The sequence below is a fragment of the Actinokineospora sp. NPDC051303 genome (genome assembly GCF_055586285.1).
The window spans coordinates 203455-228747 of sequence record NZ_JBVJIN010000006.1; the positions used below are offsets into that span (position 1 = coordinate 203455).

Genomic DNA, 25293 nt, shown 5'->3' on the forward strand with positions numbered 1-25293 from the left:
GTTCAGCTTTCGGTGACCTTGGAGTAGCGGGAGGGTTCGTCGCCGGTGCTGTCCCAGGTGACTGTGGTTGTGAAGGTGATTGTTGGGCCTGATGCGGCGCTCAGGCCGGTGGGCGCGGCGTAGCTGCTCGGCAGGCCGCCCGCGGTCGGGACCGTGTTGCGGGTGAGGCCGAAGGTGGTGGGGTCGGCGGTGGTGGGGTGGAAGCGGGCGGTGCCGGACATGCGGAAGCTGCCGCGGGTGGTGTTTATCTGCTTGCGGCCGGGGATGATCGAGCACAGTCCGAAGGTGTCCTCGCCGCCGTCGCTGACCCGGCCTGCCGCGTCGACTGTCCACGCTTCCCAGTAGTGGTCGATCGTGCCGTATGGGTGTGAGTTCTTCGCGGTGACGTAGGTGTCGATCTCCGCGCCGCTCATCGGCGCCCAGGTGCCGTCGTCTTGGAGACGTTCGACGGCGAATTCGCGGGTGATCTCTTGGACGATGATTCCCGGCTGGGGGTTGGCCACGTGCCAGGCGCGGCGTCGCTCGAAGTACCCGAGGTAGCCCTCCAGTCCCTCGTCCACCAGCGGTGCGGACAGGGTGGACTCGGGCCCTGTCCCGGGAGCCGGCTGGACCACGGGTGAGCCGTGTGCCGCGCGCGCTTCGTGGGTGTGCGCCCGGTCCGCGGCGGGGCGGCGCAGCACCGCGTGCGCGTTGGCCTCGGCGGCGCGTTCGAACTCGTCGTGCGGGTCGCTCAGGGCCAGCCCGCCTGCGACGGTGGTGCCCGTGACCGGCCCTTCGCGCTGCTGGATGACGTGGGTCAGCTCGTGGGCGAGGGTGTGTTTGTCCTCGCCGCCCGCGCCGATGACGATGTGGTTGCCGCTGGTGTAGGCCCGCGCGCCGATGCCCGCCGCCGACTCCTTGGCGTCCGCGCCGGTGTGCACGCGCACGTCGCTGAAGTCCGCGCCCATCCGGGTCTCGAACTCCTCCCGTGTCGAGGAGGGCAGCGGCGCCCCGCTGGCGCCGAGCACGTCCCGCACGGACGCGCGCTGGACGGGCTGGCTGTCCCCGGTGACCATCGCGGCGACGGCCCGGTTCCCGGCCAGCCGCTGCAGCGCGGCGAGCGAGTGCGTCGTCTCCCCGGACCGGGTCTCGGTCGCGGCCCGAGGCGCGCCTGCCTGTTCGGCCCGCTCGTCCTCGTTCTTGTGCATATGCCCTCCCGCGCTCGAAGCCGAAGGTAACCTCGCCCCCGCCCCGCGGGGGACGGCAATGCGGGCACAGCGCGGGCACACCGATTGCCCGGACAAAGCCCCAACACCCCAGGGACCGCTCGCTCCACTCCTTGACCGGGCACTCACATCGTCACAACACGGCGGGCATGCTCCGTCCTGAACCCGCCGATGTCCAAGACACCGGCGGCGGGGACACGACAGGTTCCCCCTTCACCGCCCGGCAGCGCCTGCGCCCCCGCCGATTCCAGGCACCACATGCACGTCCGGCGATCCCGAGATGGTCCACGGGCGTGACGGCGGTGAATGAGGGTCATGAACAGCCCGCAAACAGGACAAGCGATCCAGACCGCACCTGTCGCCGCGCTGGGCAAGACGTTGCCTCGGATTGGCCTCGGGCACACCGTAAGAGATCTCGTCCGCGCCCTCGGTAGCCCACTAAAAAGATCGAGTCCTCCATCGAGGTGCCATGTTTCCTCCTATTTGCCGACGTGCTTGGTCAACTCCGCGGGCGCCCGCGATCATCGTGGTCAGCGTGATTGCCCCTGTTTCGCCCCCGCTACCCAGGCGGCGATCTGGGCGCGGTTGTTGAAGTCCAGCTTGGTGAGAATGTGGTCCACGTGGGTCTCGGCGGTGCGCCGCGCGATGTGGAGCCGTTCAGCGATTTCCCGGTTCGTCAGGCCCCGCGCGACGAGTCCGGCGATCTCGGTCTCGCGCCGGGTGAGCCCACCGCGGCGCGGTTCCGGCGCGGTGTCCTCCAGTACGTACCGCGCGAGCCGGTCGCCGGTCAGCGCGGCGCCGTCGGTGACGGCGCGGTCGAACTCATCGGCTCCCAAGGCTTCGCGGGTTCGCGCGGTGAAATTCGAGCGGGTGCCGCCGAAGCCGATGGAGGTGTCCGGGACCATGCCCATGGTGGCCCAGATAGCGCTCGCCGCGCCGTACAGCACCGCGGCGCGGCGGTGCCTGCCCTGTTCCTCGGCGATCCAGCCGAAGGTGTCGATGAGCAGCGCCTCGTGGAGGCGGACGCCGCCGAACAGTTGGACGGGGCGCAGCGCCGCACGCGCCCAGCTCTGCGCCTCGGTCGGATTGCCGTCGACCACGTCGATGTAGGCGAGAGCCCAGCAGCACAGGCCGCGGCAGAAGATCTCGCCATACTCGGTGCTCAGGGCGATGGCCCGGTGCACGGTCGCACGGCCGGTCCGGGGATCCCCACCCAGGCCAATGGCCAGCCCGTGAGCGAAATCCGCCAGCATCTCGCCGCGCGGGACGCCGCATCGGCGGAACGTCACCGCGGCCGGTTCCAGGAACTTCTCGGCGTCGGCGAGTTCGCCCCGCGAGACGCAGACCTTCCCCCACGCGTACGCGACCCATGCGGACTGCACTGGGTCGCGGGCGAGTTCCTCGGCCCGGGCCAGTGCGGCCGTGCCATGCTCGACGTCGCCTTGGAGCACCGCGAGCCATCCGCTCCTGGCGAGCGCCGCCGCGTGCCACGGCCGCGCCGCCGGGGCCGCCGCCAGTGACCGCTCTAGCCACATCCGGCACTCGATGGCCAGGCCGCGGATGTCCCAGTAGTCCTCGATGTCGAGGATCATCCGCAGGGCCACGTCGGCAGTGCCGGGGTCGGTCAGGCAGTGGTCCAGCGCGACCTGGATGTTGGCGTGGTCGCGCCGCAGCCGGTCCAGCCAGGACACCTGGTCGGCGCCGAGCCACTCCGCGGCGAACTGGGCGGCCAGCCCGGCGTAGTGGTCCCGGTGCCGCCCGGCCACCTCGGGCAGGTCTCCGGCGGCGGCCAGCCGTTCCCGACCGTATTCGCGCAGCGCTTCCAGCATCCCGTACCGGGCGTGGCCGTCGTCCTCCTGCCTGGTCAGCACGGACTTGTCCAGCAGCCCGTCGACCAGGTCCAGCACCTCGGCGGAATCGACATCGGGGCCGCCGCACACCCGCTCGGCGGCCGCCAAGTCGAACCCGCCCGCGAACACCGCGGCCCGCTGCCACACAAGCCGCTCCGCCGGTGAGCAGAGCTCGTAGCTCCAGTCGATGGTGGCCCGCATGGTCTGGTGCCGCTCGTCGAGCATCCGCCCGCCGGTCAGCAGCGGCAGCCGCCGGGTGAGCCGTGTCCTGAGCTGCCGGACCGACAGCGACCGGGCGCGGACCGCAGCCAGCTCGATCGCCAACGGCACCCCCTCCAAGCGCGCGCACAGCTCGGCAAGATCGGCGGCGTTCTCCGCTGTGACCTCGAAGGACGGCACGACGGCCCGGGCGCGGTCCACGAACAACCGCACAGCGTCACAACGCAGCAGGTCCTCCGGGGAACCCACGACTGAGCCGGGCGTCGCCAGCGGCGGCACCGGCAGCAACCGCTCGCCGTCCACCCCGAGGGAGCGACGGGAGGTCGCCACCACCACCAGGTCGGGGCACTCCCGGGTCAGCCTGCCGACCAGCTCGGCACACGCGTCGACAAGGTGCTCGCAATTGTCCAGAACCAGCAGGAACCCCCGGCCGCGCAACCACTCGACCAGGATCTCCACCACCGGCCGGGCGGACTGCACCCGCAGGCCGAGCCGGTCGGCGACCGTGCCTGCCAGCAGCGCCGGATCCCGCAGACCCGCCAACTCGACGAAGGCGGCGCCGTCCGGGTAGCCCGCGCTGATCGCGGTCAGCAGCCGCACCACGAGCCGAGTCTTGCCGACGCCACCAGTGCCGGTCAGGGTCAGGATCCGGCCCGAGGCCAGCAGCCTCCGCGCCTCGGCCAGCTCCCGCTCCCGGCCGACGTAGCTGGTCAGCTCAAGGGGCACCCCGGCAACCGTCAGTGTCCTCAACTCCCACCGAGTTCACGACCCGATCCGACCGAGTGTAGGCGCGTTCCCGGGGGTATAGCCCTGATCAGGCAGCCGGACCTGGACAGACTCGAAGACCACGCCACCCAGCGACGCCAGGCCGAACCGGAATGGTCACCGTCCGCCTGATCGACGAGATCACGATCGCCATCAGCCTGCCAGCCGACGAGCTACCCCAGATTGTCCATCAGGCAGAAAGGCAAAAAGGACGACACAACCCATCCCATCCACACACAAGCTCCTGCCCAATGAGCAGGACGTGCTTATGTGGATGCTGTACGTCCCCCGGCGAGCCCGTACAGCATCCACACGAGGCTACAACTACCGTGAGCTGCGGCTTTCCGCGACTGTCAAGGTCGACCGGCCGCGCCGTCGTCAGGGGGATGGTGCGTCATGACGAGTTCCGTGTGGTGTCGGGACCGGCTGGAGGCGTGCCCGGGCTGCGCCGTGCTGGTCAAGCCGTCTCACGCTGGACTTGGATGACGGCTGTGACGCCGCTGGCGGGCACCGCGTGGGTGCTGGGATTCGTGTGGGGCAGGACTTTCGATCGCTTTCGGGAACCGCCGTCGGTTCTCATGATCCTCTACGATCGTGGTGGGTGCGGTCACACCGAGGGGCGGTAGGTGGGTTCTCGTCGCGGGCGTTGGTGGCCGTGGGCTGTGGCTTTCGCGTTGCTGGCGTCGGGGTTCGGGGTGGTGCTCGCTGTTGGGGCACTCGACACCGGGGACAAGGTCGCGAGCGTGATCAGTTGCGTGGTCGGTGTCGCCACCCTGGGTGTCACCTGGGTGGATTCCCGACGTTCTGGCGCCGCCGATGACGAGTTGGCGGACGTCTATCGGGACGGGCTGTCGGTTGGGGCTGCGGAGCGGCTTCTGCGGGAGGCGTCGACCCGTGGTCTGCTGTTTCCCGAGCCTCTGCGGGTGCCGTGGTCAGCCGTCAACGGCTCGTTCGTCGCGGGCCCGGATGTGGTCCTTGGTCGCCTGAGGGGTGTTCGGCGCGTCGCTTGGCGATTGGGTGGGGATGTGACCACTCTCGGGGACACGGTGATCGCTTTGCCTGCCCGCCAGGTGGTGATCATCGGTGCCGCGGGTTCCGGCAAGACCTCGGCTGCGGTCTTGCTCGCCTCACGGTTCGTGCGGGAGGGGTATGTGCCCCTTGTGGTCGACTTGGTCGATTGGGACCCGGATCGCCAGTCCATGGACGAGTGGCTTGCCGCGTGTCTTGTCGCCGCCCGTCCCGCGTCGGTCCGCGCGGAAGACGCCCGCGCTGTGGCGTCCCGACTGGTCAAGGGCGGGACGGTTGTTCCGGTGCTCGACGGGCTTGACGAGATGCCTTATGGCCGGGTCGAGAAGGTGATCGAGGTAGTGCGCATGTGGCACCGCCCGTTCGTGTTGACCAGCCGAACAGAGGAGTACGAGTCCGTTGTTCGCACGACAGGTGTCACTGTGGCCAGAGCGCTGGTGGTGCGCTTGGAATCAATGCCGGTCGCCGAGATCACTACCCACCTGACAGCGGGTCGGGCCGACGCGAACCACCGGTGGGCCGCGGTGGCGGCGCGGCTTCGCAGGCCAGGTCCGCTGCTGGAGGTCCTGTCCTCGCCGCTGATGAGCGGCATGGCCAGGAAGGCATACACTCGCCCGGACACGGCCCCAAACGAGTTGCTGTCCTTCGACAACGCCAAAGACCTCGAACGCCACCTGCTCGACGTCGTGTATCGGCGGGATGAGAGCCTGGCCTGGTTGGCGAATCTGGCGCGGTTCCTCCGCGGACGTGGGCTGCGACAGTTGGATTTGTGCGCCCCGCTAACACCGGCAGGCTGGTCAGGGTTCCGCCGAGGTGTTCTGTCTTTCTTCGTGGTCGCTTGCTGTCTGGTGCTCGTCGGCTTGTTAGCGCGGATCGAGTGGACAGGCGGATTCGTCGGCGCGGTGAGTGTTCTCATGTTCTGGGTGGTCCCGTTGATCGGTTTCCTGGTGATCCGGCTCGCGACCCGAGGTGGGATCCCAACAGCGACCCCGTTCCAGTTTCGGATCAGGCTCAGAAGAATGCTGGGCGGTGCCACGTTCGGAATGTGTATGATTTTAATAATGATCTTGTTTGATTTGTTGACTTTTAGTGCGACCGTATTGCTGGAGGGGCGGGTCTTCGCCATAGTTGTTGCCGTCATCGGCTTCGTCGCCGCCTTGTTGGGTGCGGTGGCGTGGGGGAGCCTCACCGAACCGGTGGCCGAGGGCGAGACGCCGGACCCGCTTTTGGCGATCCGCCGGGACGGTTGGGCGCTGGTCGCCCATATCCCGGCGCCTGCCATCGGTGTGGCCTTACTTTCCGTTATTGAACAGCAGCAGACCTCATTCCCCCCGTCCGTGGCAGTGATCCTGATCGCATCGACAGCCGTCTTCGATCAAGTTCCCGGTGTGGCCTGGAGTCGGTGGCTCGTGCGTCGTGCCCTCCTCGCCCGTCACGATCTACCTTCGGACCTGGGGCAAGCGCTGGAGAATGCTCGCGAGCGAGGAATTCTTCGCGTAGCGGGGATCAGTTACCGCTTCCAACACACCAAGATCCAGGATCACCTCGCCGGCACGGCGGAGACCAGTTGACGCGCACTTGACCGCACGCCCGCAGATAGGAAACCACGAGGGCCCAGCGCCCTGCAGGCACCAGCGAATGCAAAATATAGGGCGATGATGGTAGCTTATCTGGATGAAATGCTCATCAGCGTGCTGATGCATTCCGGACGCCAACCTCTGAGCGGCAAGCACCCTGACGCCAGCGTCGTCGTCTTCCTTGCCTCCTGAGACGTGAACCCCGCTCTCCGCCGTTGCCGAGGTCGGCATGCCGACGGGATGTAGTCCCAGCCCGTCACGAACGGGACTTGTTTCCGACGCGTCCATAGACTGGAGTTCTGCTGGCACCTACGGCAGTGGTGGGCATGTGAACAACGAGATCAGGGGTGGCCTCGGGCGTGGGGTACAGGCACACACGATTCACGGCGGCGTGCACTTCGGCGAGCATCGTTCGCAGGGCAGGCTGGGTGATGCGTCGTCGATCAGTCCTCCGTTCGGCCGACTCGATGCCCCGGTCCGCGGCCGTGACTCATTGCTTGCCGAGCTGGGCTTTCTGCGCCGGTCCGGAGGTGACCGGGTGGCCGTGTTGCACGGGCTGGGCGGATGCGGGAAGACGACGGTGGCTCTCGCCTTGGCCAGGCGCGCCGCTGAAGACGGCATGTCGGTGTGGTGGGTCCAAGCCACGACGATGACCGAACTGCAGGCGGGTATGCGTCAGATCGCCCTGGAACTCGGCGCTTCGGACGACCGCGTAGACCGGGCGTGGGCCGGTCAGACCAGTGCGTCGGATCTGCTGTGGGATCTCTTGGAGCGCCACCGGTCCCGGTGGCTGATCGTCGTCGACAACGCGGCGACGTGGATGGCGTGCCGGAGGTGTGGCGGCGTTGGCGTCAAAAGGACCCGGCGGATCGGCCTGTCGGTTGGATGAGCAGCGTCAGGCTCGGCTGGCCCTGGAGCAAGGCCCCGCTGCGCACGGGTTCGGGGAGGACCAGCGCTGGACATTGGCGCGGGTGGCTGATCTGATCGCGCGGCTGTTCCATATCCGCTACACCCTGCGCGGAGTGTCGTATCTCTTGCGCCGCATGGGGGTCTCCCCGCAGGTGCCCGCTCGCCGGGCTGTGGAACGGGACGAGGACGCTATCGCCACCTGGCGGAAGGAGACGTGGCCAGCGGGAAACGGTAGCGGCGGAACAGGGTGCGTGGCTGGCTTCGAAGACGAGGCTGGTCAGACCGTGCGTCCGCCGAAAGCCCGCACCTGGAGCCGCCGTGGCCATACCCCGCAGATCCCGGTATCCGGTAAAGGTCCGGCCGGGTCTCGGTCGCCGAGCTGGTCTGTGTCCGGCCCGGCCGACGGTCCCGGTTGATCTACCGCACCCTGACCCATCGTGGCTGCAAAGGCGAGCGGCGCAGTTTCGCCGAAGCCGACTACGCCGCCTTGCTGGATGCCGCGCACCAGCAGCTGGGCGGCCCGACGTGTTGATCTGGGACAACCTCAACACGCACATCAGCGCGGCGATGCGGACGTTGATCGCGGCACGGGACTGGCTACACGTCATCCGGTTACAGGCCTACGTCCCGGACCTCAACCCGGCCGAACACGTGTGGTCGCACGTCAAACGCGGCCTGGGCGATCTCATCGCGCACGGCATCGACCAGCAGGTCACCGTGGTGAAAAACCGGCTCAAACGGATCCAGTACCGGCCCGGCCTGATCGACGCCTTCCTCGCTTACACCGGACTCGCACTCGACGAACCGCCATAATGCTGGCCATTCAACCTCTGTAGCGGTCGGTGCGGGCTGCGTTTGGTCACCCTGGTTGCTGTACTTGGCTGCTGTACAGCGGCCTGGTTCTCCTGTGCCCCACTGGGGCGGGTGGCCCGGGGCGGCAGTGCCTCGGGCCACCAACTTACCTACTTCCTGCGCTTCTTGCCCGCGTCGCTGCGCTTCTTACGCCAGGCCCCATCCTTGCGCCTGTCGCGCTCCTGCTCTCCGCCACCTGGCGAAGGAACCGTCGGTACACTCACGTTCTCCTCCTTCCTGACATCAGGACTCAGAAAGAACATCTCGACGGCGTAACAGCTCGCCAACCGGCCAAGCCGGGTCAACGCGACTGCGGTAGGTTCCAAGTGCGACCCTGGCTCCTGGCCGAGGTATTCCTCCTATGAAGGCGGGCTGCCTCCACCAGGGCCAACTCTACTCGTGACCTCCGACATTCTCTGGACGGTTACGACCCTTTGATCGGTTCTGGTCGCTCCGCTCGCCAAACGGTCTCTAGTGTGATCAGTCCGGCAGAAACGCTTCCGCGCCAAGTGGCGCTCCACAATTTTCCACAAGACCACGGCGGCCCTGGGGACGGCCATCGCCTTGTCCGTTCGCCGACGGCTGGAGCTGTCATTGCAGGCTGGTTGGTGGTTACCGAGGGATCAGCAGTGGGCCGGGGTGCTGATGATCAGCTGAGGCTACTCACGTCTCGCTTTTGACCTCTGAAACCCGAACCCGCTGGTCAAGAGATCCGGCGACCCAGCAGATCTGGCACATCCTCGCTAGACGTCTCCGCGTCGATCCGCCGCTGCATGACGCGATTCGCCTGCCCGCGGAGGTGCGTCTCGATGATCCGCGGTCCGGCTTCGGGCAGGACCCCCGGGCGTCACCTGCGGCGGATCACTCGGCGTCGACGACTGTCGCGGGCGACGTGGCCTGCGGTTCCCGGTTCTCGACCTTGATGCCGCACTTGCCGACCAGCGCCACCCCGGCTCCGATCGTCGTCGCCACTGGCACGGCCAGCGCGGCCACCATGCCGACGGCCAACGGCACGTCTAGTACCACGTCGTCCTTACTGTCACGGACGACCACGCGGCGGTTGATGCCCTCGTGGAACAGCCCTCGTACCGCGTTGACTACGGAGTCGGCGGCGGAGCGGGTCGTCTCAGGCTTGGCCTCGTTCATGAACTCTCCTCGTGCTGTGGAACGGATCCCCTGACAACCTTGATGCTGCCGGTTCAGTAGCGGCGCGCCATCAGGGTTTCCCCGGGGTGTCCCCTGATTCGCCCCGGCAGCCACCAGCATGCCGAATTCGAGCTCGTAGATCCGCGCGTAGGTGTCGGCGACTTGTGTGGGTGTGACGACGTCGACGCGCACGTCGCGGGCAGTCGTGGCGGTAAACAACACCACCGTCATCGACCACGATCCCATCCGTGTCATCCGCAGCCTCAAGGAGCAGCCGGGCGCCGACATCGTGCAGTACGGAGTCGGGCGCTGTCCCGTGCGCTGATGGCGGAAGGACTCCTCGACGAGTTGCGCCGGTGGGTGCACCCGTTCCTGCTGGGCACCGGCACTTCTGACGATCTGCTCTATCTCCCGGGTTCGTCGGGATCGTTCACGCTGGTGGAGTCAACAACGCTGCCGAGCGGAGGCGTCATCCTGACTTTCGTCGCGAAGACGGAACAGGACGGACAGTGAGCCACGCCGGACTCATCAAGCGGCTACGCACCCCGCCGGACCGGACCGCGCCAACGGTGCTGACCTACCGGGAGGATCAGGGCCGAAGCGATCACCCGAGAGCACCTGACCGATGACATGCGAGGGATCAACGCTCGGCGGCTATGTCGACGACGTCCGCCATTGCTCGCCGAGCACCCGTAGCGCGATCTTCACGGCGCGCGCCGCTCGGTGGACGCAACCGGCGCGTTCGCGGTCTGCCCACCACCGGTTGGGAAATCCGGCCGGGCCCATGTGAACAACCGGGACAGCGGTGCGTGTTCGGCCGCGCCGCCAGGGGTCGCCTTGGCTGCGGCTGTCGCGTGCGCCACTTCTGAAACAGCGGTATCTGGAGGGGTGCTGCGTGGAGGCACAGGTGTGCCGACAGGTCTAGGCGGCACACCTGCTTGGGGGTTACTCGGCCGGAGGCTGTGTGGTGTTCTGGCGTTGGGTGTCGTGCAGTTGGTCCTCAAGGGAGATGATGCGGCAGGCGGTGCCGCGGGCGGGTGGCCGGACCCGGTTGCGGTGTGTCTGCACACAGCCGCGCCCGCGATGGTGGAGGCTGGTTGCTCGGTTCTTCTGCGTCGGATGGGTCAGGAGCGGGGAACCGTGCGGGATGGGATTCCGCTGGCGCGGTGGATGCTGGCGCCGTGGCGTACCTGGTTGCTGTGGCGCCGCATGGCCCTGTGGCAGCTCACCAGCTACCAGCGCGCTCTTGAGGTCGAACTGGTGCTCATCCTCGGAGTGCCCGGCGGCAAGACCCTGTCGGCCACCTCGATCGAACCCGTCGACCTGTGGCGCTCGAACCCTTGTGAGTTCACGAACTCTGAGGGTATTGCGGCTCAGAAGCCAAGTGGTGGTGACCGGTGATGGCTGGGTGCGTGTACTTCGGTTCCGGAACCCCGAGGACGACGCGGGTCAGTCTTCCTCGGTCCAAGGGCCAGTGGGATGCTCGTTGCGGGGCAGCCAGAGTCGCGGTTGCAAGTGCTCGAGTTGTTCGGTGAACTGTTCGTCTCCGGGATAGCGGCCGTTGCGGTCTGGCCAAAGAAGTTGAAGGAATGGCACGATCGGGGTGGCGCGGTAGAATCCCATGGATGTGCCGAAGAAGAACTCGCGCCAACTGTCGTCAACGGGCTTGAGCGTGACCAGGTAGTCGTTGCTGAGGATCTCTTCGAGTTCATCGTTGGCTGCCAGCGCGCTGCCTGCGGCGATTTGGACGCCGACCGCGTTGAGGCAACGCATCATCACTGCCGGGTCGAGGCCGAACGTGGCGATCTCCGGCGAACGGTAGGTGTGCCACAAACCGACCGTGAACGCCCACCCGGCGCTGGTGTCGTCTTCCGGAATCGCCAGCACGCCCCAGCCGGTTTCACCGATGTCGTCGACCAGTTTGGCGTCGACGTTGTCGAGCCTGTCGCGGTCGCCGTAGTTTCGGCAGATCAGGCATCGGCAGACGGTGGCGTCCTCGGCGGGCATGGTGGGGACGGTAGCGCACGTTGGGCGGGTCTTTGTGAGGGTAGTTCATTCAGCGGGAGGCAGGTTGATGAGGTCGGGGTGGTCGATGGTGGTGATGTAGCGGGTGGCAGCTTGGATGCTGAGGCCGAACAGGTTCACGATGCGGCGTGCGTCGCCGTCGGTTGCGCGGGCTTCATCGAGGATGCGGTCTTCACGGATGGATGTGGCGGTCAGGCCGGGTCCGATGGTCAGTTTGATCCAGAGTTGTCCGATTGGATGGTGCGTACTGCCGTGCGGTAGTGGAGGAACAGGTAGGTGTTGAGGCTGCCAGTCCATCGGGTGTTGCGGTAGTCAAGGTAGGTGCGCAGTCGGGTGCGGACAGGTTCGGCGAGCACGCCGATGCGGCCTGCGTGGTGCAGTTTGCCGTCGCGGATGGACGGATGCTCACCTGAGCGCGAGGACGGCGACGCGGCGGGATCGCGCACCCGTTTTTCAAGATGTCGAACCAGGTGTGCAGCTCGTGCGACATCGCTTCGGGCAGCCCGGCGATAGTGCGGTCGAACCAGGCGTCGAAGGCAAGCGTGCGGTTTTCGTCAAGGATTCCGGCCTCGGTGAAGACCTCCAGTACGGCCCAGACAGGCAGTTCGAACGAGCACACCCGCCCTGGCCTGCGCATGGCCGCCATCAGCCAACCGATACAACAATCGGGGTCGGACGGACCGGCTCGGTGATCACCCCGGAACGGTCTACATTCGTGAGGACGCGCTCTTGGACGCGCTGGGCACTACTTATCAGGAGTGCTTGTTCGGTCATCACCGCATGCGGGTTCTGACCAATGGTCTTCAGGATGCCGATCTCCGCGAGCAGGCTGAACGCGCCGAGCGGCGATCACGGCTTCGGAAGCGGGCCGCTGATCTCGTTCGCAGGCAGGACAACGTGCTCACCCAGGCCGAGGACAGCGATCCCACCGATCCGTTCACCCGAGGGCTGCGTGAGCGCTACCACGGATTGGTCAGCGAGCACCAGCGGGTCCTGGAACAGATCGCCGAACTCGACCGGCACGAAGCCGAATCCCCCAGTGCCCCGACACCCGAGGAACTCTCCGCCGTCGACCTGCTCCCGCACCTGGCGGTCAACCTGCACCGAGCGCCGCCAGAACTCCGAGCCCGGCTGTACGAGCTGACAAAACTCAGGACCACGTCGACTACGAAACGGACCACGCCGCCATCGAGCTGACACTCCCCACCACAGGGATGGACGCACTGGCAGCGACCGCACACGAGGCACTACCACCAGCGGCGTCACCAGAGCACACCTCAGGCGGCGATCCGCAGGTCACCGTTGGTGTGATTGCTGCTGGTGCCCCCGGTCAGAGTCGAACTGACACTGGACGGATTTTGAGTCCGCTGCCTCTGCCGGTTGGGCTACGGGGGCGTCGGGGCGACACTCTACGCGATCACGGGGGTGGGGTGTGCGGAGGTGTCCGCGTTGTGCGCGAGTGGGTGATGTCAGCGCGATCACGTCGGGAGATCGGTGGTGGGGGGCTACGCGGCGGTACGCTGCAAGCTCCTATTTCGCTGTACTACCCCTATAGGAGGACCCCGGTGACCGACCTGGCTACCGAGGCCCAGCCCGGCCCCCCTCCCCGTCGCGTCTTGGTCGCCGAGGACGAGGCGTTGATCAGGCTTGATCTGGTCGAGATGCTCCGGGAAGAGGGGTATGAGGTCGCGGGTGAGGCCGGTGACGGTGAAGAGGCTGTGCGGTTGGCTGGTGAGTTGCGGCCCGACCTGGTGATTCTCGACGTGAAGATGCCCAAGATGGATGGGATCGACGCGGCGACGACCATCGCGGGGGAGCGGATCGCGCCGGTGGTGATGTTGACCGCGTTCAGTCAGCGTGACCTGGTGGAGCGGGCTCGGGACGCGGGGGCCATGGCGTACCTGGTGAAGCCGTTCGCCAAGCATGATCTGGTGCCCGCCATCGAGTTGGCGGTTAGCCGCTTCTCGGAGTTGCAGGCGCTGGAGAGCGAGGTCGCCGGGCTGAACGAGCGGCTGGAGACCCGCAAGGTGATCGAGCGCGCCAAGGGGCTGCTCATGACCAAGCAGGGCCTCTCCGAGCCCGAGGCGTTCCGCTGGATCCAGCGCACCGCCATGGACCGCCGCACCACGATGAAGGCCGTCGCCGAGGCCGTGGTGGAGAACATCACCTAGACCACGGTGAACCGCGCCAGCACCGACGCCTTCGCGCCTGCCACGCCGAACACTCGCAGTTCCAGCGTGTGCTGTCCCGGGGTCAGGCCGTTCAGCGACATCGGGATGGCGTACCGGCCCGCGGGCGCGCCCGAGGTGGGCAGGCCCGCGACGATGCGGCCGTCCAGCCACAGCTGGAAGCCCTGCACGCCTTCCAGCCCGCCGGTGTCCCACTGCGGCGCGGCGCCGTCGAGGGCGACCGTCACCACGAGGCGGCCCTGGGCGGCGACCGTCGCCGTGGTCAGCGGGTTGCCCGCGGAGTCGCCGAGTTCGACGGCCGCCGCGGGCAGCGCGGGCGTGTCCGGGCGCTGGCGGCCGGTCCGGGCCGGTTGCGTGGTGATGGCTGGACCAGGCGCGGCGCTGGTGACGATCTCCAGGTAGCTCTCCTGCACCTGCGCGCCATCGCCCGCCCCGGGCACGCGGACGACGAACGGGCTCAGCGAGTCCGGGCCGGGGCTGCCCAGCAGGGTCGGCGGCACGTCCGCGACCACCGTCACCGCCGACCCGGCCGCCACCGGTGGGCCGGGCGCGGCGAGCCGGGCGGGCAGCCGCCGCGCGCCCAGCTGCACCACCGCCCGCGCGGCGTCCATGCCCGCCGACGCCGCCATCGTCACCACGACCCGCGCCGCCTGGGCGTCGGCCAGCGGGCGCCGCGAGATGCCGGACGCGGGCGCGGGCGCCTCGGGGGTCAGCACCTGGCGGGTGGCCACGTTCACCGGGACCTCGACCACCGGCGGCACCGCGGCGGGCGCGCCGGTGAACCCCGCGGCGGCCAGGTGCACCCGGGACCGCCGCCCGTCCGGGCCGCGGACGCCGACCAGGGCGCTGGCCTCCCGCCAGCGGGGCGCGACCGCCGCGGTGGCGACGACCTGGCCGTCCTGGGAGACCGTCACCCCGGCCACCGTGACCCGGAGCTCGAACAGGTGCAGCACGCCCGCGCCCCGGCGCGGCGGGGGAGCGGCGGCCGGAGCGGGCGGGGTCTGGTCCAGGTCGGCGCCGAAGTTGACCCGGGCCCCAGCGTCGTCCACGACCGCGCGGACCGTCCCGGCGGGCAGCGTCTGGTCCGGCCCCGCCGTCGCCGCGCCCCGGGCCGCGCCGACCCGGTCGGCCGGGCCGGGCACCAAATCGAGGGTCAGCCGCCCGCCCGGGCCCGCGGCGTCGGTCAGCACCGCGAACCGGGCCAGCTCGCCGTTCTCCACCTCCGGTTCGAGCAGCCGCACCGGCTGGCGGGCGCGCAGCACCGCCTCGTCGGCTCCGCAGCCGAGGTCGACCGGAAGCCCGGTCTCCGCGACGCCTCGGCTGCCCAGGTCGACGCACCCCCGGTACCCGGACAGGTGCCACAGCGACCCCGGGACGTCCGCGCGCAGGCTCGTGTCGTCGCGGAACTCGTCGAGCAGGCCAGTCAGGCCCTCCCGCCAGGCCGAGTCGGCCCGGCCCGGGGCTTCCCGGGCGGTCGCGGGGGCCGAGCGGCGGCCGAACGGGTCGACCGAGCGCACCTCGATCCGGTACTCCTGTCCGTCGACCAACCCGTCGAGCTGGGTGTCCGGGGACGTCACCAGCCGGGTCGCCGCGGGCTGGCCGCCGCCTTCCCAGCGCACCTCGTAGCCCGCCGCGCCGCGCGCGGGGACGCCGCCGGGCACGCCGTCGGCCCACGAGAGCCGCAGTCGGCCGACTGCCGGAACGGCGATGAGGTCACGCGGAGTATCGGGCACTGCTGCGCCTGGCTCCGGCAGCACAATGTCGTCGGCGGCGAAACTGGTCACTCGTTCAGGCGGTGAAATCCGGTGAGGCTCGCCGTCTGGACCGTCGGGCGCATTACCCGGAGTGCGCATCAGCACGACCGTCACTGAGACGAGGAGCGCGGCCAACATCAAGGCCAGAGCGCCTTTCCGGTGGCGCGCGCTCAGAGTGGTCCAGCGCATTCGTGACTCACTGTAATCACCTGCTGCAAATGGCGTATCGCCCGGTCAGCGGTTTCGTCCGGCCTGTGAACACTATCGCGCACTTTCGTTGCAGTCTGGTCACGAGCAGCCCAGGCGCGTGACTGCGTCGCATTCGGTCACTACGTTCCGGCGCAACCCTCCAACAGGTATGAGGGCGAGGTTCGGCATGCTTACCGGCATTGTCCGGACGGAAGCGGAGAAGGGACATCACGTGCGAAACCAGACGGTGAAGGCCGCGGTGCTGGTCGCCAGCGCGTTGTTGCTCGCAGCCTGTGGCACCAACAAGACCGAGTCGGGCGCGGGCGGCGGCAACCAGGCCTGCGACGTGAGCAAGGGCAAGCTGGTCGTCGGCGTCATCGCTCCGCTCAGTGGTGAGTTGTCGGCGCTCGGCCTCGGCATCAAGAACGCGTCCGACCTCGCGGTGCGCGAAGCCAACAAGAAGTGCACCGTCAAGGGTTACCAGCTCGTCCTCGACGCCCAGGACGACCAGAAGAACCCGCAGCTCGGCGCCCAGGCGGCCACCAAGTTGTCGCAGGATCCCAACATCGTCGGCATCGTCGGCACGCTGAACTCCTCGGTCGCGCAGAGCGTCCAGCCGATCCTGCAGCCGAAGCGGATCGTGCAGGTCTCGCCCGCGAACACCAGCGACGCGCTGACCAAGGGCGACGCGTTCGCCACCGCGCCCGCGCGCAAGTTCGACAACTACTTCCGCACCTGCACGGTCGACTCGCTGCAGGGCCCGTTCGCCGCCAACTACCTGGTGGAGAAGCTGGGCAAGAAGAACATCGCGATCGTCACCGACGGCCTCACCTACGGCGAGGGCCTCGCGGACGCGTTCACCAAGCAGGCCGAGAAGCTCGGGGCGAAGATCGTCACCCGGCAGAAGATCGGCGAGAAGGACAGCGAGTTCTCCGGCGCGATCGGCGTGATCAACCCGTTCAAGCCGGACGCGGTGTTCTTCGGCGGCCAGTACCCGCAGGCTGGCCCGCTGTCCAAGCAGCTCAAGGACGCCGGTCTGGACGTCCCGGTGATGGGCGGCGACGGCATCTACGACGACAAGTTCATGGCCCTCGGCGGCAAGGAGGGCGACCTGGCCACTTCCGTCGGCGCCCCGACCGAGTCGCTGGAGAGCGCCAAGACCTTCGTCGAGGCCTACAAGGCCGAGGGCTACAAGGAGCCGTTCAGCGCGTACGGCGCGTTCTCCTACGACGCGGCCAACGCGATCATCAACTCGCTGGCCACCACGCTCAACGGCGGCGACTGGAGCGAGAGCAAGCGCGAGGACCTGATCAAGGCCGTGGGCGCCTACAAGGGCCAGGGCGCGACCGGCGAGATCGCCTTTGACGAGTTCGGCGACAGCCGCAACAAGGTGCTCACCGTCTACCGCGTCTCGGGCGGCAAGTGGGACCCGGCTGAGACCGGCACCTTCTCGGGCTGACATCGTTAAGTGCTGCTGATCGACACGGCGGGGGTGGGCTACAGCCCGCCCCCGCCGCGTATGGAGGGTGGATAGTGACGACGCTGTTGCAACAGATCGCCAACGGCATCGCCTTGGGAGCCACGATCGGGCTGATCGCCCTTGGCTACACGATGGTCTACGGCATCATCCAACTGATCAACTTCGCGCACGGCGAAGTGTTCATGGTCGGCGCCTTCGGCGGCCTGGCCACCTACCGGTGGCTGCTGCCCGAGGACATTCGAGGCGACTGGTACCTGTCGCTGCCCCTGATGCTGCTCGGCGGTGTCGTCGTCGCCGTGGCAGTCGCCCTGCTCATGGAGAGATTCGCCTACCGCCCGCTGCGCAACGCGCCGAGACTGGCGCCGCTGATCACCGCCCTGGGCGTGTCGATCGTGCTGCAGGAGGCGATCCGGCTGTGGTTCCCCGACGCCGACGCCGCGCAGCCGTTCCCCAAGGCGTTCCTCGACGCCCAGATCAAGATCGGCCCGGTCAGCCTGCGGGCAACGCAGCTGCTGCTGATCGCGGTGTCCATCGCGCTCTCGGTGCTGCTGCAGACCTACGTCAACCGGTCGAAGATGGGCCGCGCCATGCGGGCCACCGCGCAGGACCCGGACACCGCCCGGCTCATGGGCATCAACCCGAACCGGGTGATCGTGCTGACCTTCGCCATCGGCGCCGCGCTCGCGGGCGTCGCGGGTGTGCTCTACGGCATCGACATCACCAACGTCGACAACGCGATCGGCTTCCAGAACGGGATCTTCGCCTTCACCGCCGCGGTGCTCGGCGGCATCGGCAGCCTGCGCGGCGCGGTGATCGGCGCGTTCATCATCGGTCTGATCAAGACGCTGGGCGGGCAGTACATGTACGGCGGCACGCAGTACGACTATGTGTGGATCTTCGTGGTGCTGATCCTGGTCCTGGTGTTCCGGCCGCAGGGCCTGTTCGGTGAGGCCGAAAGGGTGCGGGCATGAACATGGTCTCCTCGGTCCAGACCGCGAGGAAGCTCAGCGGCAGCCTGGTCCCCGCACCGGCGGCGGCCAAGCCGCTGTCCGTGGTCGGCGGCCTCCTGGCGATCGTCGCCGCCCTGCTTCCCTGGGTCACTTTCCGGTTCAACGACGGTCCCTACCCGGAACTGGCCACCCTCCAGTTCTTCGACGCGCCGTTGCAGGTCACCGGCTTCCGACTGCACCTGCTGCTGTTCGGGGCGGTCGCGGTCGCGGTCGCCCTCGTCCCCAAGATCCCCGGCCGCGGCCGGGTGCTGCGCGCGCTCGGCTGGGGCGTGTTCGCGATCGCCCTGGTCACCACCGTGTTCATCATCGGCCTGGGCGGCGGCCTCGGCGCGGCCACCTCCGCCGACGGCGCGACCGCGTTCGGCGGCGTCGTCGGGGTCGTCGCGGGCCTGCTGCTGGTCCTGGGCGCGACCGCGACCGGCATCGGCGAGGTCCCGCGCTGGTCGACCGACCTGCCCAAGCCGCTGGCCTGGCTGGCGCTGCTGGTCGCCTTCGCGGGCGTGCTGTACCTGGTCTCGCTCACCCTCACCGCGGGCGGCCTCGGCGGCGCGTCCAACCCGTACGCGGGGCCGGTGTTCCTGGCCTTCCTCGGCATGGCGGGCGGCCTGCTCGGCGCGCTGAACGGCGTCGGCCTGGTCAAGTGGATCTCGGTGCTCTCCGAGCGGCACCGGGCGTTCTCGATCGTGGTGCTGCTGCTGTGCGCGCTGGCGCTGCCGCTGACCGAGGCGGGCACCGACTACTGGATGACCGTCGCCACGACCATCGGCGTGTACGCCGCGACCGCGATCGGCCTGAACGTCGTCGTCGGCCTCGCTGGCCTGCTCGACCTCGGGTACGTGGCGTTCATGGGCATCGGCGCGTTCGTCGGCGCCAACCTGTCCGGCGCGGCGGCGGCCAAGCTCGGCATCACCCTGCCGTTCCCGGTCGCCGCACTGGTCGCGGCGATCATCGCGGGCATTATCGGCGCGATCGTGGGCTCCCCGACGCTGCGGGTGCGCGGCGACTACCTGGCCATCGTCACGCTCGCCTTCGGTGAGATCTTCACCCGGTCCGCGCAGAACAACATCGGCGGGCTGACCGGCGGCCCCAACGCCATCCCGGGCATCCCCGCGGTGTCCGTCGGCGGCACCGCGTTCAACCAGCCGCTGGAGATCGGCGGACTCGAACTGCCCGGCGGGGTGCTGTACTACTTCATGATCGTGCTCGTCGTCGGCGCGGTGATGGCGATCTTCGCCAACCTGAAGAACAGCCGGATCGGCCGGGCGTGGATCGCGATCCGGGAGGACGAGGACGCCGCCCGCGCCATGGGCATCAAGACCGGCAAGGCCAAGATCCTCGCCTTCCTCACCGGCGCGACCCTGGCCGGGCTTGCGGGCGCGATCTTTGCGCACAAACTCGGCACCGCCTCGTATGACAGCTTCAAGTTCCTGGAGTCGGTCACCCTGCTCGCCGCGGTCATCCTCGGCGGCATGGGCACCATCCCCGGCGCGGTCCTCGGCGCGGCGCTGCTGTTCGTGCTGCCGGAGAAGCTGCGCGAGTTCAGCGACTACCGGCTGCTGATCTTCGGGCTGGCGCTGGTGTTCATCATGCGCTTCCGACCCCAGGGCCTGGTGCCCGACCGGGTGCGCAGGGCCGAACTGGCGGGGGAGACCGCCGAGGGCAAATCCATCGAACAGGTCGAGGAAGCGCTGGTCGCCGAACAAGAATCCGTCGACCACACGCAGGAGCGGGACGCCAAGGGAGACAGGTCATGACCGCGCTCGCGCAGGACGCCGCGCACCCCGTGCTGGAGGCCCGCGGCGTCACCATGGTCTTCGGCGGCCTCACGGCGCTGAACGACGTGTCGCTGCGGCTGGACCGAGGCAAGATCGTCGGCCTGATCGGCCCGAACGGCGCCGGGAAGACGACGTTCTTCAACTGCCTCACCGGCCTCTACACCCCGACCAAGGGCACCGTGCTGCTGTCCGGCCAGCGGTTGGCGCCCGACCCGTCCGAGGTGACCATCGCCGGGGTGGCGCGCACCTTCCAGAACATCCGCCTGTTCCCCAACATGACCGTGTTGGAGAACGTCCTGGTCGGCAGGCACTGCCGGATGCGGCAGGGCCCCATCGCCTCGCTGCTGCACGGGCCGTCGTTCCGCCGGGAGGAAAACGCCGCCAAGGAGCGCTCCCGGGAGCTGCTGGCGTTCGTCGGCCTGGCCAGCGCCGAGGACGAGATCGCCCGCAACCTCCCCTACGGCGACCAGCGCAGGCTGGAAATCGCCCGTGCCCTGGCCACCGACCCCAAGGTGCTTCTCCTGGACGAGCCGACCGCCGGAATGAACCCCCAGGAAACCGAGGCGGCCCGCCAGCTCATCTTCGCCATCCGCGACACCGGCGTGTCGGTGGTGGTGATCGAGCACGACATCAAGTTCATCTTCGGCCTCTGCGACTCGGTTTCGGTCTTGGTGCAGGGCGAACTCCTGGTCGAGGGCAGGCCAGAGGTCGTCCGCGCCGACCCCCGGGTCATCGAGGCTTATCTCGGCAAACCCCCGGAGGAAGTCGAGTCCGAGATACGCGGGGCGACCGAACAGGACAAGGGGGAGAAGCCATGAGCCCGTTGTTGGCAGTGCACGGCCTCAGCGTCGCCTATGGCGCCATCGAGGCGGTGCGCGATGTGTCCTTCGTCGTGGAGGAAGGCCAGATCGTCAGCCTGATCGGAGCCAACGGCGCGGGCAAGACCACCACCCTGCGCACCATCTCCGGTTTGCTGCGCCCCCGTGCGGGCCAGATCCTTTTCGACGGACACCGCATCGACGCGCTACCCGCACACACCATCCTGGCCAAAGGGATCGCCCAATGCCCAGAAGGCAGGCGAACCTTCGGCCGGATGACCGTCGAGGAAAACCTGCAACTAGGCGCCTACACCCGCTCCGACGACAAAGTGGAAGCCGACATCCGCCGCGTCTACGAACTTTTCCCAGTACTGGGCGAACGCAGGCAACAAAAAGCCGGTCTCTTCTCCGGCGGCGAACAACAAATGCTCGCCATCGGCCGCGCAATGATGTCCCGCCCCCGCCTGCTCATGCTCGACGAGCCCTCCATGGGCCTCTCACCGATCATGACCCAACGCATCTTCGACACGATCCGCGAACTACAGGCCCAGGGAACAACCATCTTGTTGGTGGAGCAAAACGCCCTGGCAGCCTTGGCACTATCCGACCGGGGATACGTCATCGACCTGGGAACCACAACCCTCGAAGGCCCCGGCCCGGAACTACTGGCCGACACCCGAGTCCGAGAGGCCTACCTAGGCGAAGGCTGACTGGCAGGTCTGCCGTGTCCCGAGGGCATTTCGTCGGGACACGGCAGACCAGCAAGCCAAGCCCGCCCTCCCACGTAAGGCCTGATGGGAGCGGAGACAACAAACCCGAGCACCCACCAGCAGGAACCCAACCCTGCCAGGTGCTCGATGGGGTGGAGTGGTTTCTTCGGGGGAGAAGGAAGATCGCTAAGCTGGCTCCGCGCGTGTGAGGCCGAAGGCTTCCCACCCGTCTTTCACACGGCGATCTTCCTTCGTAGGGGCCCCGAAGAAACCACTCCACCCCATCGAGCAAGACCACCCAAGCCCTGAACCAGCAAACCCAGAGCCACCCAGAAACTCAAGCCCCAGGCGCCCGATCCACAGCCACACAAGTCAACCGGGCAGTACTAGTCCGCTTCTCATTCTCATCAGTGATCACGATGTCGAACGTCGAAGTAGTACGCCCCACATGCAACGGCGTGCACACAGCAGTCACCAACCCAGCACGAGCGGCCCGATGATGGGTGCAGGACAACTCCAACCCCACCACCAGCTTCCCTTCCGGCGCATTAAGCGCAGCCGCGATAGACCCCAAAGTTTCGGCAAGCACAGCGTTAGCCCCACCATGCAACAGTCCGTAAGGCTGCAAGTTCCCCTTCACCGGCATCGTCGCCACCATCCGCTCAGGCGACCAGTCGATGATCTCGATGCCAAGCTTGTCCGCCAGCAACTGATCGGCGACCTCAGGACTGATGCCAGAGAACCTGGCCGGGTCGACAGCGTTCATGGGCCCTCCGTTGGGTGTCGGTGCTCCACCCTAGACTCGAACCGTGCCTGCGAAGACTGAGACCCGAGCCACAACCGCGACCGCGACCGCCACCCGCCGGTTGCTGCTCATCGACGGCCACTCGATGGCGTATCGGGCGTTCTTCGCGCTGCCCAAGGACAACTTCCAGACCGGCACCGGCCAGCACACCAACGCCGTCTACGGCTTCACCTCGATGCTGATCAACCTGCTGCGTGACGAGGCGCCCACCCATCTCGCGGTGTGCTTCGACGTCTCCCGCCAGACGTTCCGCAGCGAGGCGTACTCGGAGTACAAGGCCAACCGCAGTTCCAGCCCGGACGAGTTCAAGGGCCAGGTCAGCCTCATCGAGGAGGTCTTGGCCGCGCTGAACATCCCCAAGCTGGCCAAGGAGAACTACGAGGCCGACGACCTCATCGCCACCCTGACCACGATGGCCACGGCCGAGGGGTTCGACGTCTCCATCTGCACCGGCGACCGCGACGCCCTGCAGCTGGTCAACAGCAACGTCACGGTCCTCTACCCGGTCAAGGGCGTCTCCGAGCTGGCCCGGTTCACCCCGGAGGCGGTGCTGGAGAAGTACGGCGTCACCGCCGAGCAGTACCCCGACTTCGCCGCCCTGCGCGGCGACCCGAGCGACAACCTGCCCAAGATCCCCGGGGTCGGCGAGAAGACGATCACCAAGTGGATTCAGCAGTTCGGCTCGCTGGCCGAGCTGATCGACCGGGTGGACGAGGTCAAGGGCAAGGTCGGCGACTCGCTGCGGGCGAACCTGTCCGCGGTGATGCTCAACCGCCAGCTCACCGAGCTGGTGCGCGACGTGCCGCTGGGGGTCGAGCCGGACGAGCTGGCCGTGCGCGACTGGGACCGCGACGCCGTGCACCGGCTGTTTGACGAGCTGGAGTTCCGCGTCCTGCGCGACCGGCTGTTCGCCACGCTGTCCACCGCGCAGCCCGAGGCGGAGGAAGGCTTCGAGGTCACCGGCGGCGCCGTCGAACCGGGGGAGCTGCCGAACTGGCTGGCCGCGCACGCGCCGAAGGGCGCGCGGATCGGGCTGTCCTTCGGCGAGGCCCAGGTCGGCGTGTCCGGCCAGGCCGTCGAGCTGCGCTCGGTCGCGTTGGCCACCGCCGGGGGCGAGGGCGTCTACGTCGACGTGACGACCCTGACCGAGGACGACGAGAACGTCTTCCGCGCCTGGCTGGCCGACCCCGAGGTGACCAAGCTCGCCCACGACGTCAAGCGGTCCCTGCACGCGATCCGGCACCGCGGCTGGGAGCTGGACGGCCTGACTATGGACACCGCGCTGGCCGCGTACCTGGTCCGTCCCGGCCAGCGCACCTTCACCCTGGACGACCTGGTGCTCCGCTACCTCCAGCGCGAGCTGCGCGTCGAGGACCAAGACGGCGAGCAGCAGCTTTCCCTCTTGGACGAAGAGGGCGAGGACGACCGCAAGCTCGCCGCCGGGCAGATCCTGCGCGCCCGCGCGATCGCCGAGCTGGCCGACGCGCTGGAGAAGGCGCTCGACAACACTGGCCAGGCCCCGCTGCTGGCCGACATGGAGCTGCCGCTGCTGCGGGTGCTCGCCGAGCTGGAGGCCGTGGGCATCGCGGTCGACACCGAGCGGCTGGAGATCCTGGAGTCCGAGTTCGCCGCCCGCGTCCGCGACGCCGAGCGCGCCGCGTTCGAGGTGATCGGCAAGGAGATCAACCTCGGCTCGCCCAAGCAGTTGCAGGTCGTGCTGTTCGATGAGCTGCAGATGCCCAAGACCAAGCGCACCAAGACCGGCTACACGACTGACGCCGAGGCGCTGACGACGCTGTACGAGCAGACCCAGCACCCGTTCCTCGCGCACATGCTCGAACACCGCGACGCGACCCGGCTGCGGGTCACCGTCGAGGGCCTGATCAAGTCGGTGTCCGACGACGGCCGCATCCACACCACGTTCAACCAGACCATCGCCGCCACCGGCAGGCTGTCCTCGACCGAGCCGAACCTGCAGAACATCCCGATCCGCACCGAGGCTGGCCGCACCATCCGCGAAGCCTTCGTCGTCGGCGAGGGTTTCGCCGAACTCCTCACCGCCGACTACAGCCAGATCGAGATGCGCATCATGGCCCACCTCTCTGGCGACGAGGCCCTGATCGAGGCGTTCAACAGTGGTTTCGACTTCCACGCCGCCACCGCCGCCCGCGTGTTCTCCGTCGCCCCGACCGAGGTCACCGGCGAACAACGAGCCAAGATCAAGGCGATGAACTACGGCTTGGCCTACGGCCTGTCCGCCTACGGCCTGTCCCAGCAGCTGCGCATCACCACAGAAGAGGCCCGTGGCCTCATGACCGACTACTTCGAGGGCTTCGGCGGCGTCCGCGACTACCTCCAGGAGGTCGTCGCCCGCGCCCGCAAGGACGGCTACACCGAGACCCTCTTCGGCCGCCGCCGCTACCTCCCGGACCTCACCAGCGACAACCGCCAACGCCGCGAAATGGCCGAACGCATGGCCCTCAACGCCCCCATCCAGGGCAGCGCCGCCGACATCATCAAGGTAGCCATGCTCGGCGTCCACCAAAAACTCAAGGAAACCAACCTCCGCAGCCGAATGCTCCTCCAAGTCCACGACGAACTAGTCCTAGACATAGCCCCCGGCGAACGCGACGAGGTGGAAACCCTGGTCCGCACCCAAATGGGCACCGCCTTCCACCTACGAGTCCCCCTAGACGTCTCAGTCGGCTTCGGCCGCTCCTGGAACGAAGCCGCCCACTAACCAGACAGCCAAGCAGTAGACAGGACAGCGGGTAGTAGCTAGGTAGGTCAGGATCGGTCAAGCCGAGCCACGATCACGCGAACGGACAAACCCGAGCACCTACCAGCAGGAACCCGACCCTGCCAGGTGCTCGATGGGGTGGAGTGGTTTCTTTGGGGAGAAGGAAGATCGCTAAGCTGGCTGCGCGCGTGTGAGGCCGTAGGCTTCCCACCCGTCTTTCACACGGCGATCTTCCTTCGTAGGGGCCCC

21 protein-coding genes and 1 tRNA gene are annotated in these 25293 nt (G+C 68.0%); 14 read left to right on the forward strand and 8 right to left on the reverse strand.

The genetic code is table 11. The features are described from left to right. Positions 1-2: 2 nt before the first annotated feature. Together ACZ6SD_RS07205 and ACZ6SD_RS07210 are read right to left on the reverse strand one after the other, a co-directional pair. Positions 3-1187 (reverse strand): eCIS core domain-containing protein, encoded by a 1185-nt coding sequence (locus ACZ6SD_RS07205; protein WP_465316029.1) that lies wholly within the window; start codon positions 1185-1187, stop codon positions 3-5. 548 nt (positions 1188-1735) lie between these two features. Beyond that, positions 1736-4000 carry an ATP-binding protein gene (locus ACZ6SD_RS07210; RefSeq protein WP_465316030.1) on the reverse strand — a complete coding sequence of 755 codons (2265 nt, stop codon included), beginning with the start codon at positions 3998-4000 and terminating at the stop codon, positions 1736-1738. A 701-nt stretch (positions 4001-4701) separates the two neighbouring features. Between ACZ6SD_RS07210 and ACZ6SD_RS07215 the strand changes: the two genes are divergently transcribed. The 4 genes from ACZ6SD_RS07215 (at position 4702) to ACZ6SD_RS07230 (ending at position 8364) form a co-directional block, all read left to right on the forward strand. Next, positions 4702-6636, forward strand: coding sequence for a hypothetical protein (locus ACZ6SD_RS07215; RefSeq protein WP_465316031.1), 1935 nt, complete (start codon positions 4702-4704; stop codon positions 6634-6636). 334 nt (positions 6637-6970) lie between these two features. Further along, on the forward strand, positions 6971-7531 hold the full coding sequence (locus ACZ6SD_RS07220; protein WP_465316032.1) for an AAA family ATPase: 561 nt from the start codon (positions 6971-6973) through the stop codon (positions 7529-7531). Continuing rightward, positions 7479-7967: a winged helix-turn-helix domain-containing protein gene (locus tag ACZ6SD_RS07225; protein ID WP_465316033.1), complete on the forward strand. Its 489-nt coding sequence runs from the start codon at positions 7479-7481 to the stop codon at positions 7965-7967. The genes ACZ6SD_RS07220 and ACZ6SD_RS07225 overlap by 53 nt, the downstream gene beginning before the upstream one ends. Next, on the forward strand, positions 7870-8364 hold the full coding sequence (locus ACZ6SD_RS07230) for a transposase (RefSeq protein WP_465316034.1): 495 nt from the start codon (positions 7870-7872) through the stop codon (positions 8362-8364). Before ACZ6SD_RS07225 ends, ACZ6SD_RS07230 begins: the two co-directional genes overlap by 98 nt. Before the next feature lie 900 nt (positions 8365-9264). Here ACZ6SD_RS07230 and ACZ6SD_RS07235 read toward each other — a convergent pair. Further along, positions 9265-9780, reverse strand: coding sequence for a DUF4342 domain-containing protein (locus tag ACZ6SD_RS07235; protein ID WP_465316035.1), 516 nt, complete (start codon positions 9778-9780; stop codon positions 9265-9267). A 93-nt stretch (positions 9781-9873) separates the two neighbouring features. Between ACZ6SD_RS07235 and ACZ6SD_RS07240 the strand changes: the two genes are divergently transcribed. Both ACZ6SD_RS07240 and ACZ6SD_RS07245 read left to right on the forward strand, forming a co-directional pair. Beyond that, entirely contained in the window at positions 9874-10062 is a 189-nt protein-coding gene (locus ACZ6SD_RS07240; protein WP_465316036.1) for a hypothetical protein, read from the forward strand. 474 nt (positions 10063-10536) lie between these two features. Then, entirely contained in the window at positions 10537-10950 is a 414-nt protein-coding gene (locus ACZ6SD_RS07245) for a DUF2637 domain-containing protein (RefSeq protein ID WP_465316037.1), read from the forward strand. Between the two features lie 48 nt (positions 10951-10998). On the opposite strand, the gene ACZ6SD_RS07250 is transcribed toward ACZ6SD_RS07245, so the two are convergent. Both ACZ6SD_RS07250 and ACZ6SD_RS07255 read right to left on the reverse strand, forming a co-directional pair. Next, a complete protein-coding gene (locus tag ACZ6SD_RS07250) occupies positions 10999-11556 on the reverse strand; it encodes a DUF4262 domain-containing protein (RefSeq protein ID WP_465316038.1) in 558 nt (185 codons plus the stop codon). Positions 11557-11601: 45 nt separating this feature from the next. Next, positions 11602-11871, reverse strand: coding sequence for a hypothetical protein (locus ACZ6SD_RS07255; RefSeq protein ID WP_465316039.1), 270 nt, complete (start codon positions 11869-11871; stop codon positions 11602-11604). A gap of 483 nt (positions 11872-12354) precedes the next feature. Between ACZ6SD_RS07255 and ACZ6SD_RS07260 the strand changes: the two genes are divergently transcribed. Further along, entirely contained in the window at positions 12355-12771 is a 417-nt protein-coding gene (locus ACZ6SD_RS07260) for a hypothetical protein (protein WP_465316040.1), read from the forward strand. A 121-nt stretch (positions 12772-12892) separates the two neighbouring features. On the opposite strand, the gene ACZ6SD_RS07265 is transcribed toward ACZ6SD_RS07260, so the two are convergent. Beyond that, positions 12893-12969, reverse strand: a tRNA-Leu gene (locus ACZ6SD_RS07265). Positions 12970-13139: 170 nt separating this feature from the next. Between ACZ6SD_RS07265 and ACZ6SD_RS07270 the strand changes: the two genes are divergently transcribed. Continuing rightward, the gene (locus tag ACZ6SD_RS07270; RefSeq protein WP_091447682.1) at positions 13140-13745 is read left to right on the forward strand and encodes an ANTAR domain-containing response regulator; all 606 of its coding nucleotides are present in this window, start codon (positions 13140-13142) and stop codon (positions 13743-13745) included. Here the strand turns inward: ACZ6SD_RS07270 and ACZ6SD_RS07275 are convergent. Next, the gene (locus ACZ6SD_RS07275) at positions 13742-15547 is read right to left on the reverse strand and encodes a fibronectin type III domain-containing protein (RefSeq protein ID WP_465316041.1); all 1806 of its coding nucleotides are present in this window, start codon (positions 15545-15547) and stop codon (positions 13742-13744) included. The genes ACZ6SD_RS07270 and ACZ6SD_RS07275 overlap by 4 nt on opposite strands. 391 nt (positions 15548-15938) lie before the next feature. Between ACZ6SD_RS07275 and ACZ6SD_RS07280 the strand changes: the two genes are divergently transcribed. The 5 genes from ACZ6SD_RS07280 to ACZ6SD_RS07300 all read left to right on the forward strand — a co-directional run bounded on the left by ACZ6SD_RS07280 (position 15939) and on the right by ACZ6SD_RS07300 (position 21499). After that, on the forward strand, positions 15939-17165 hold the full coding sequence (locus ACZ6SD_RS07280; RefSeq protein WP_465316042.1) for a branched-chain amino acid ABC transporter substrate-binding protein: 1227 nt from the start codon (positions 15939-15941) through the stop codon (positions 17163-17165). A gap of 74 nt (positions 17166-17239) precedes the next feature. Further along, positions 17240-18157, forward strand: a complete 918-nt coding sequence (locus tag ACZ6SD_RS07285; protein WP_465316043.1) for a branched-chain amino acid ABC transporter permease — start codon at positions 17240-17242, stop codon at positions 18155-18157. Then, the gene (locus ACZ6SD_RS07290; protein ID WP_465316044.1) at positions 18154-19950 is read left to right on the forward strand and encodes a branched-chain amino acid ABC transporter permease; all 1797 of its coding nucleotides are present in this window, start codon (positions 18154-18156) and stop codon (positions 19948-19950) included. Before ACZ6SD_RS07285 ends, ACZ6SD_RS07290 begins: the two co-directional genes overlap by 4 nt. Further along, entirely contained in the window at positions 19947-20789 is an 843-nt protein-coding gene (locus ACZ6SD_RS07295) for an ABC transporter ATP-binding protein (protein ID WP_465316045.1), read from the forward strand. Before ACZ6SD_RS07290 ends, ACZ6SD_RS07295 begins: the two co-directional genes overlap by 4 nt. Further along, positions 20786-21499 carry an ABC transporter ATP-binding protein gene (locus ACZ6SD_RS07300; RefSeq protein ID WP_465316046.1) on the forward strand — a complete coding sequence of 238 codons (714 nt, stop codon included), beginning with the start codon at positions 20786-20788 and terminating at the stop codon, positions 21497-21499. Before ACZ6SD_RS07295 ends, ACZ6SD_RS07300 begins: the two co-directional genes overlap by 4 nt. Before the next feature lie 337 nt (positions 21500-21836). On the opposite strand, the gene ACZ6SD_RS07305 is transcribed toward ACZ6SD_RS07300, so the two are convergent. Then, a complete protein-coding gene (locus ACZ6SD_RS07305; RefSeq protein ID WP_465316047.1) occupies positions 21837-22265 on the reverse strand; it encodes a hotdog fold thioesterase in 429 nt (142 codons plus the stop codon). 43 nt (positions 22266-22308) lie between these two features. Here ACZ6SD_RS07305 and polA point away from each other — a divergent pair, with 43 nt between their 5' ends. After that, positions 22309-25044 (forward strand): DNA polymerase I, encoded by a 2736-nt coding sequence (gene polA, locus ACZ6SD_RS07310; RefSeq protein ID WP_465316048.1) that lies wholly within the window; start codon positions 22309-22311, stop codon positions 25042-25044. Positions 25045-25293: the final 249 nt, after the last annotated feature.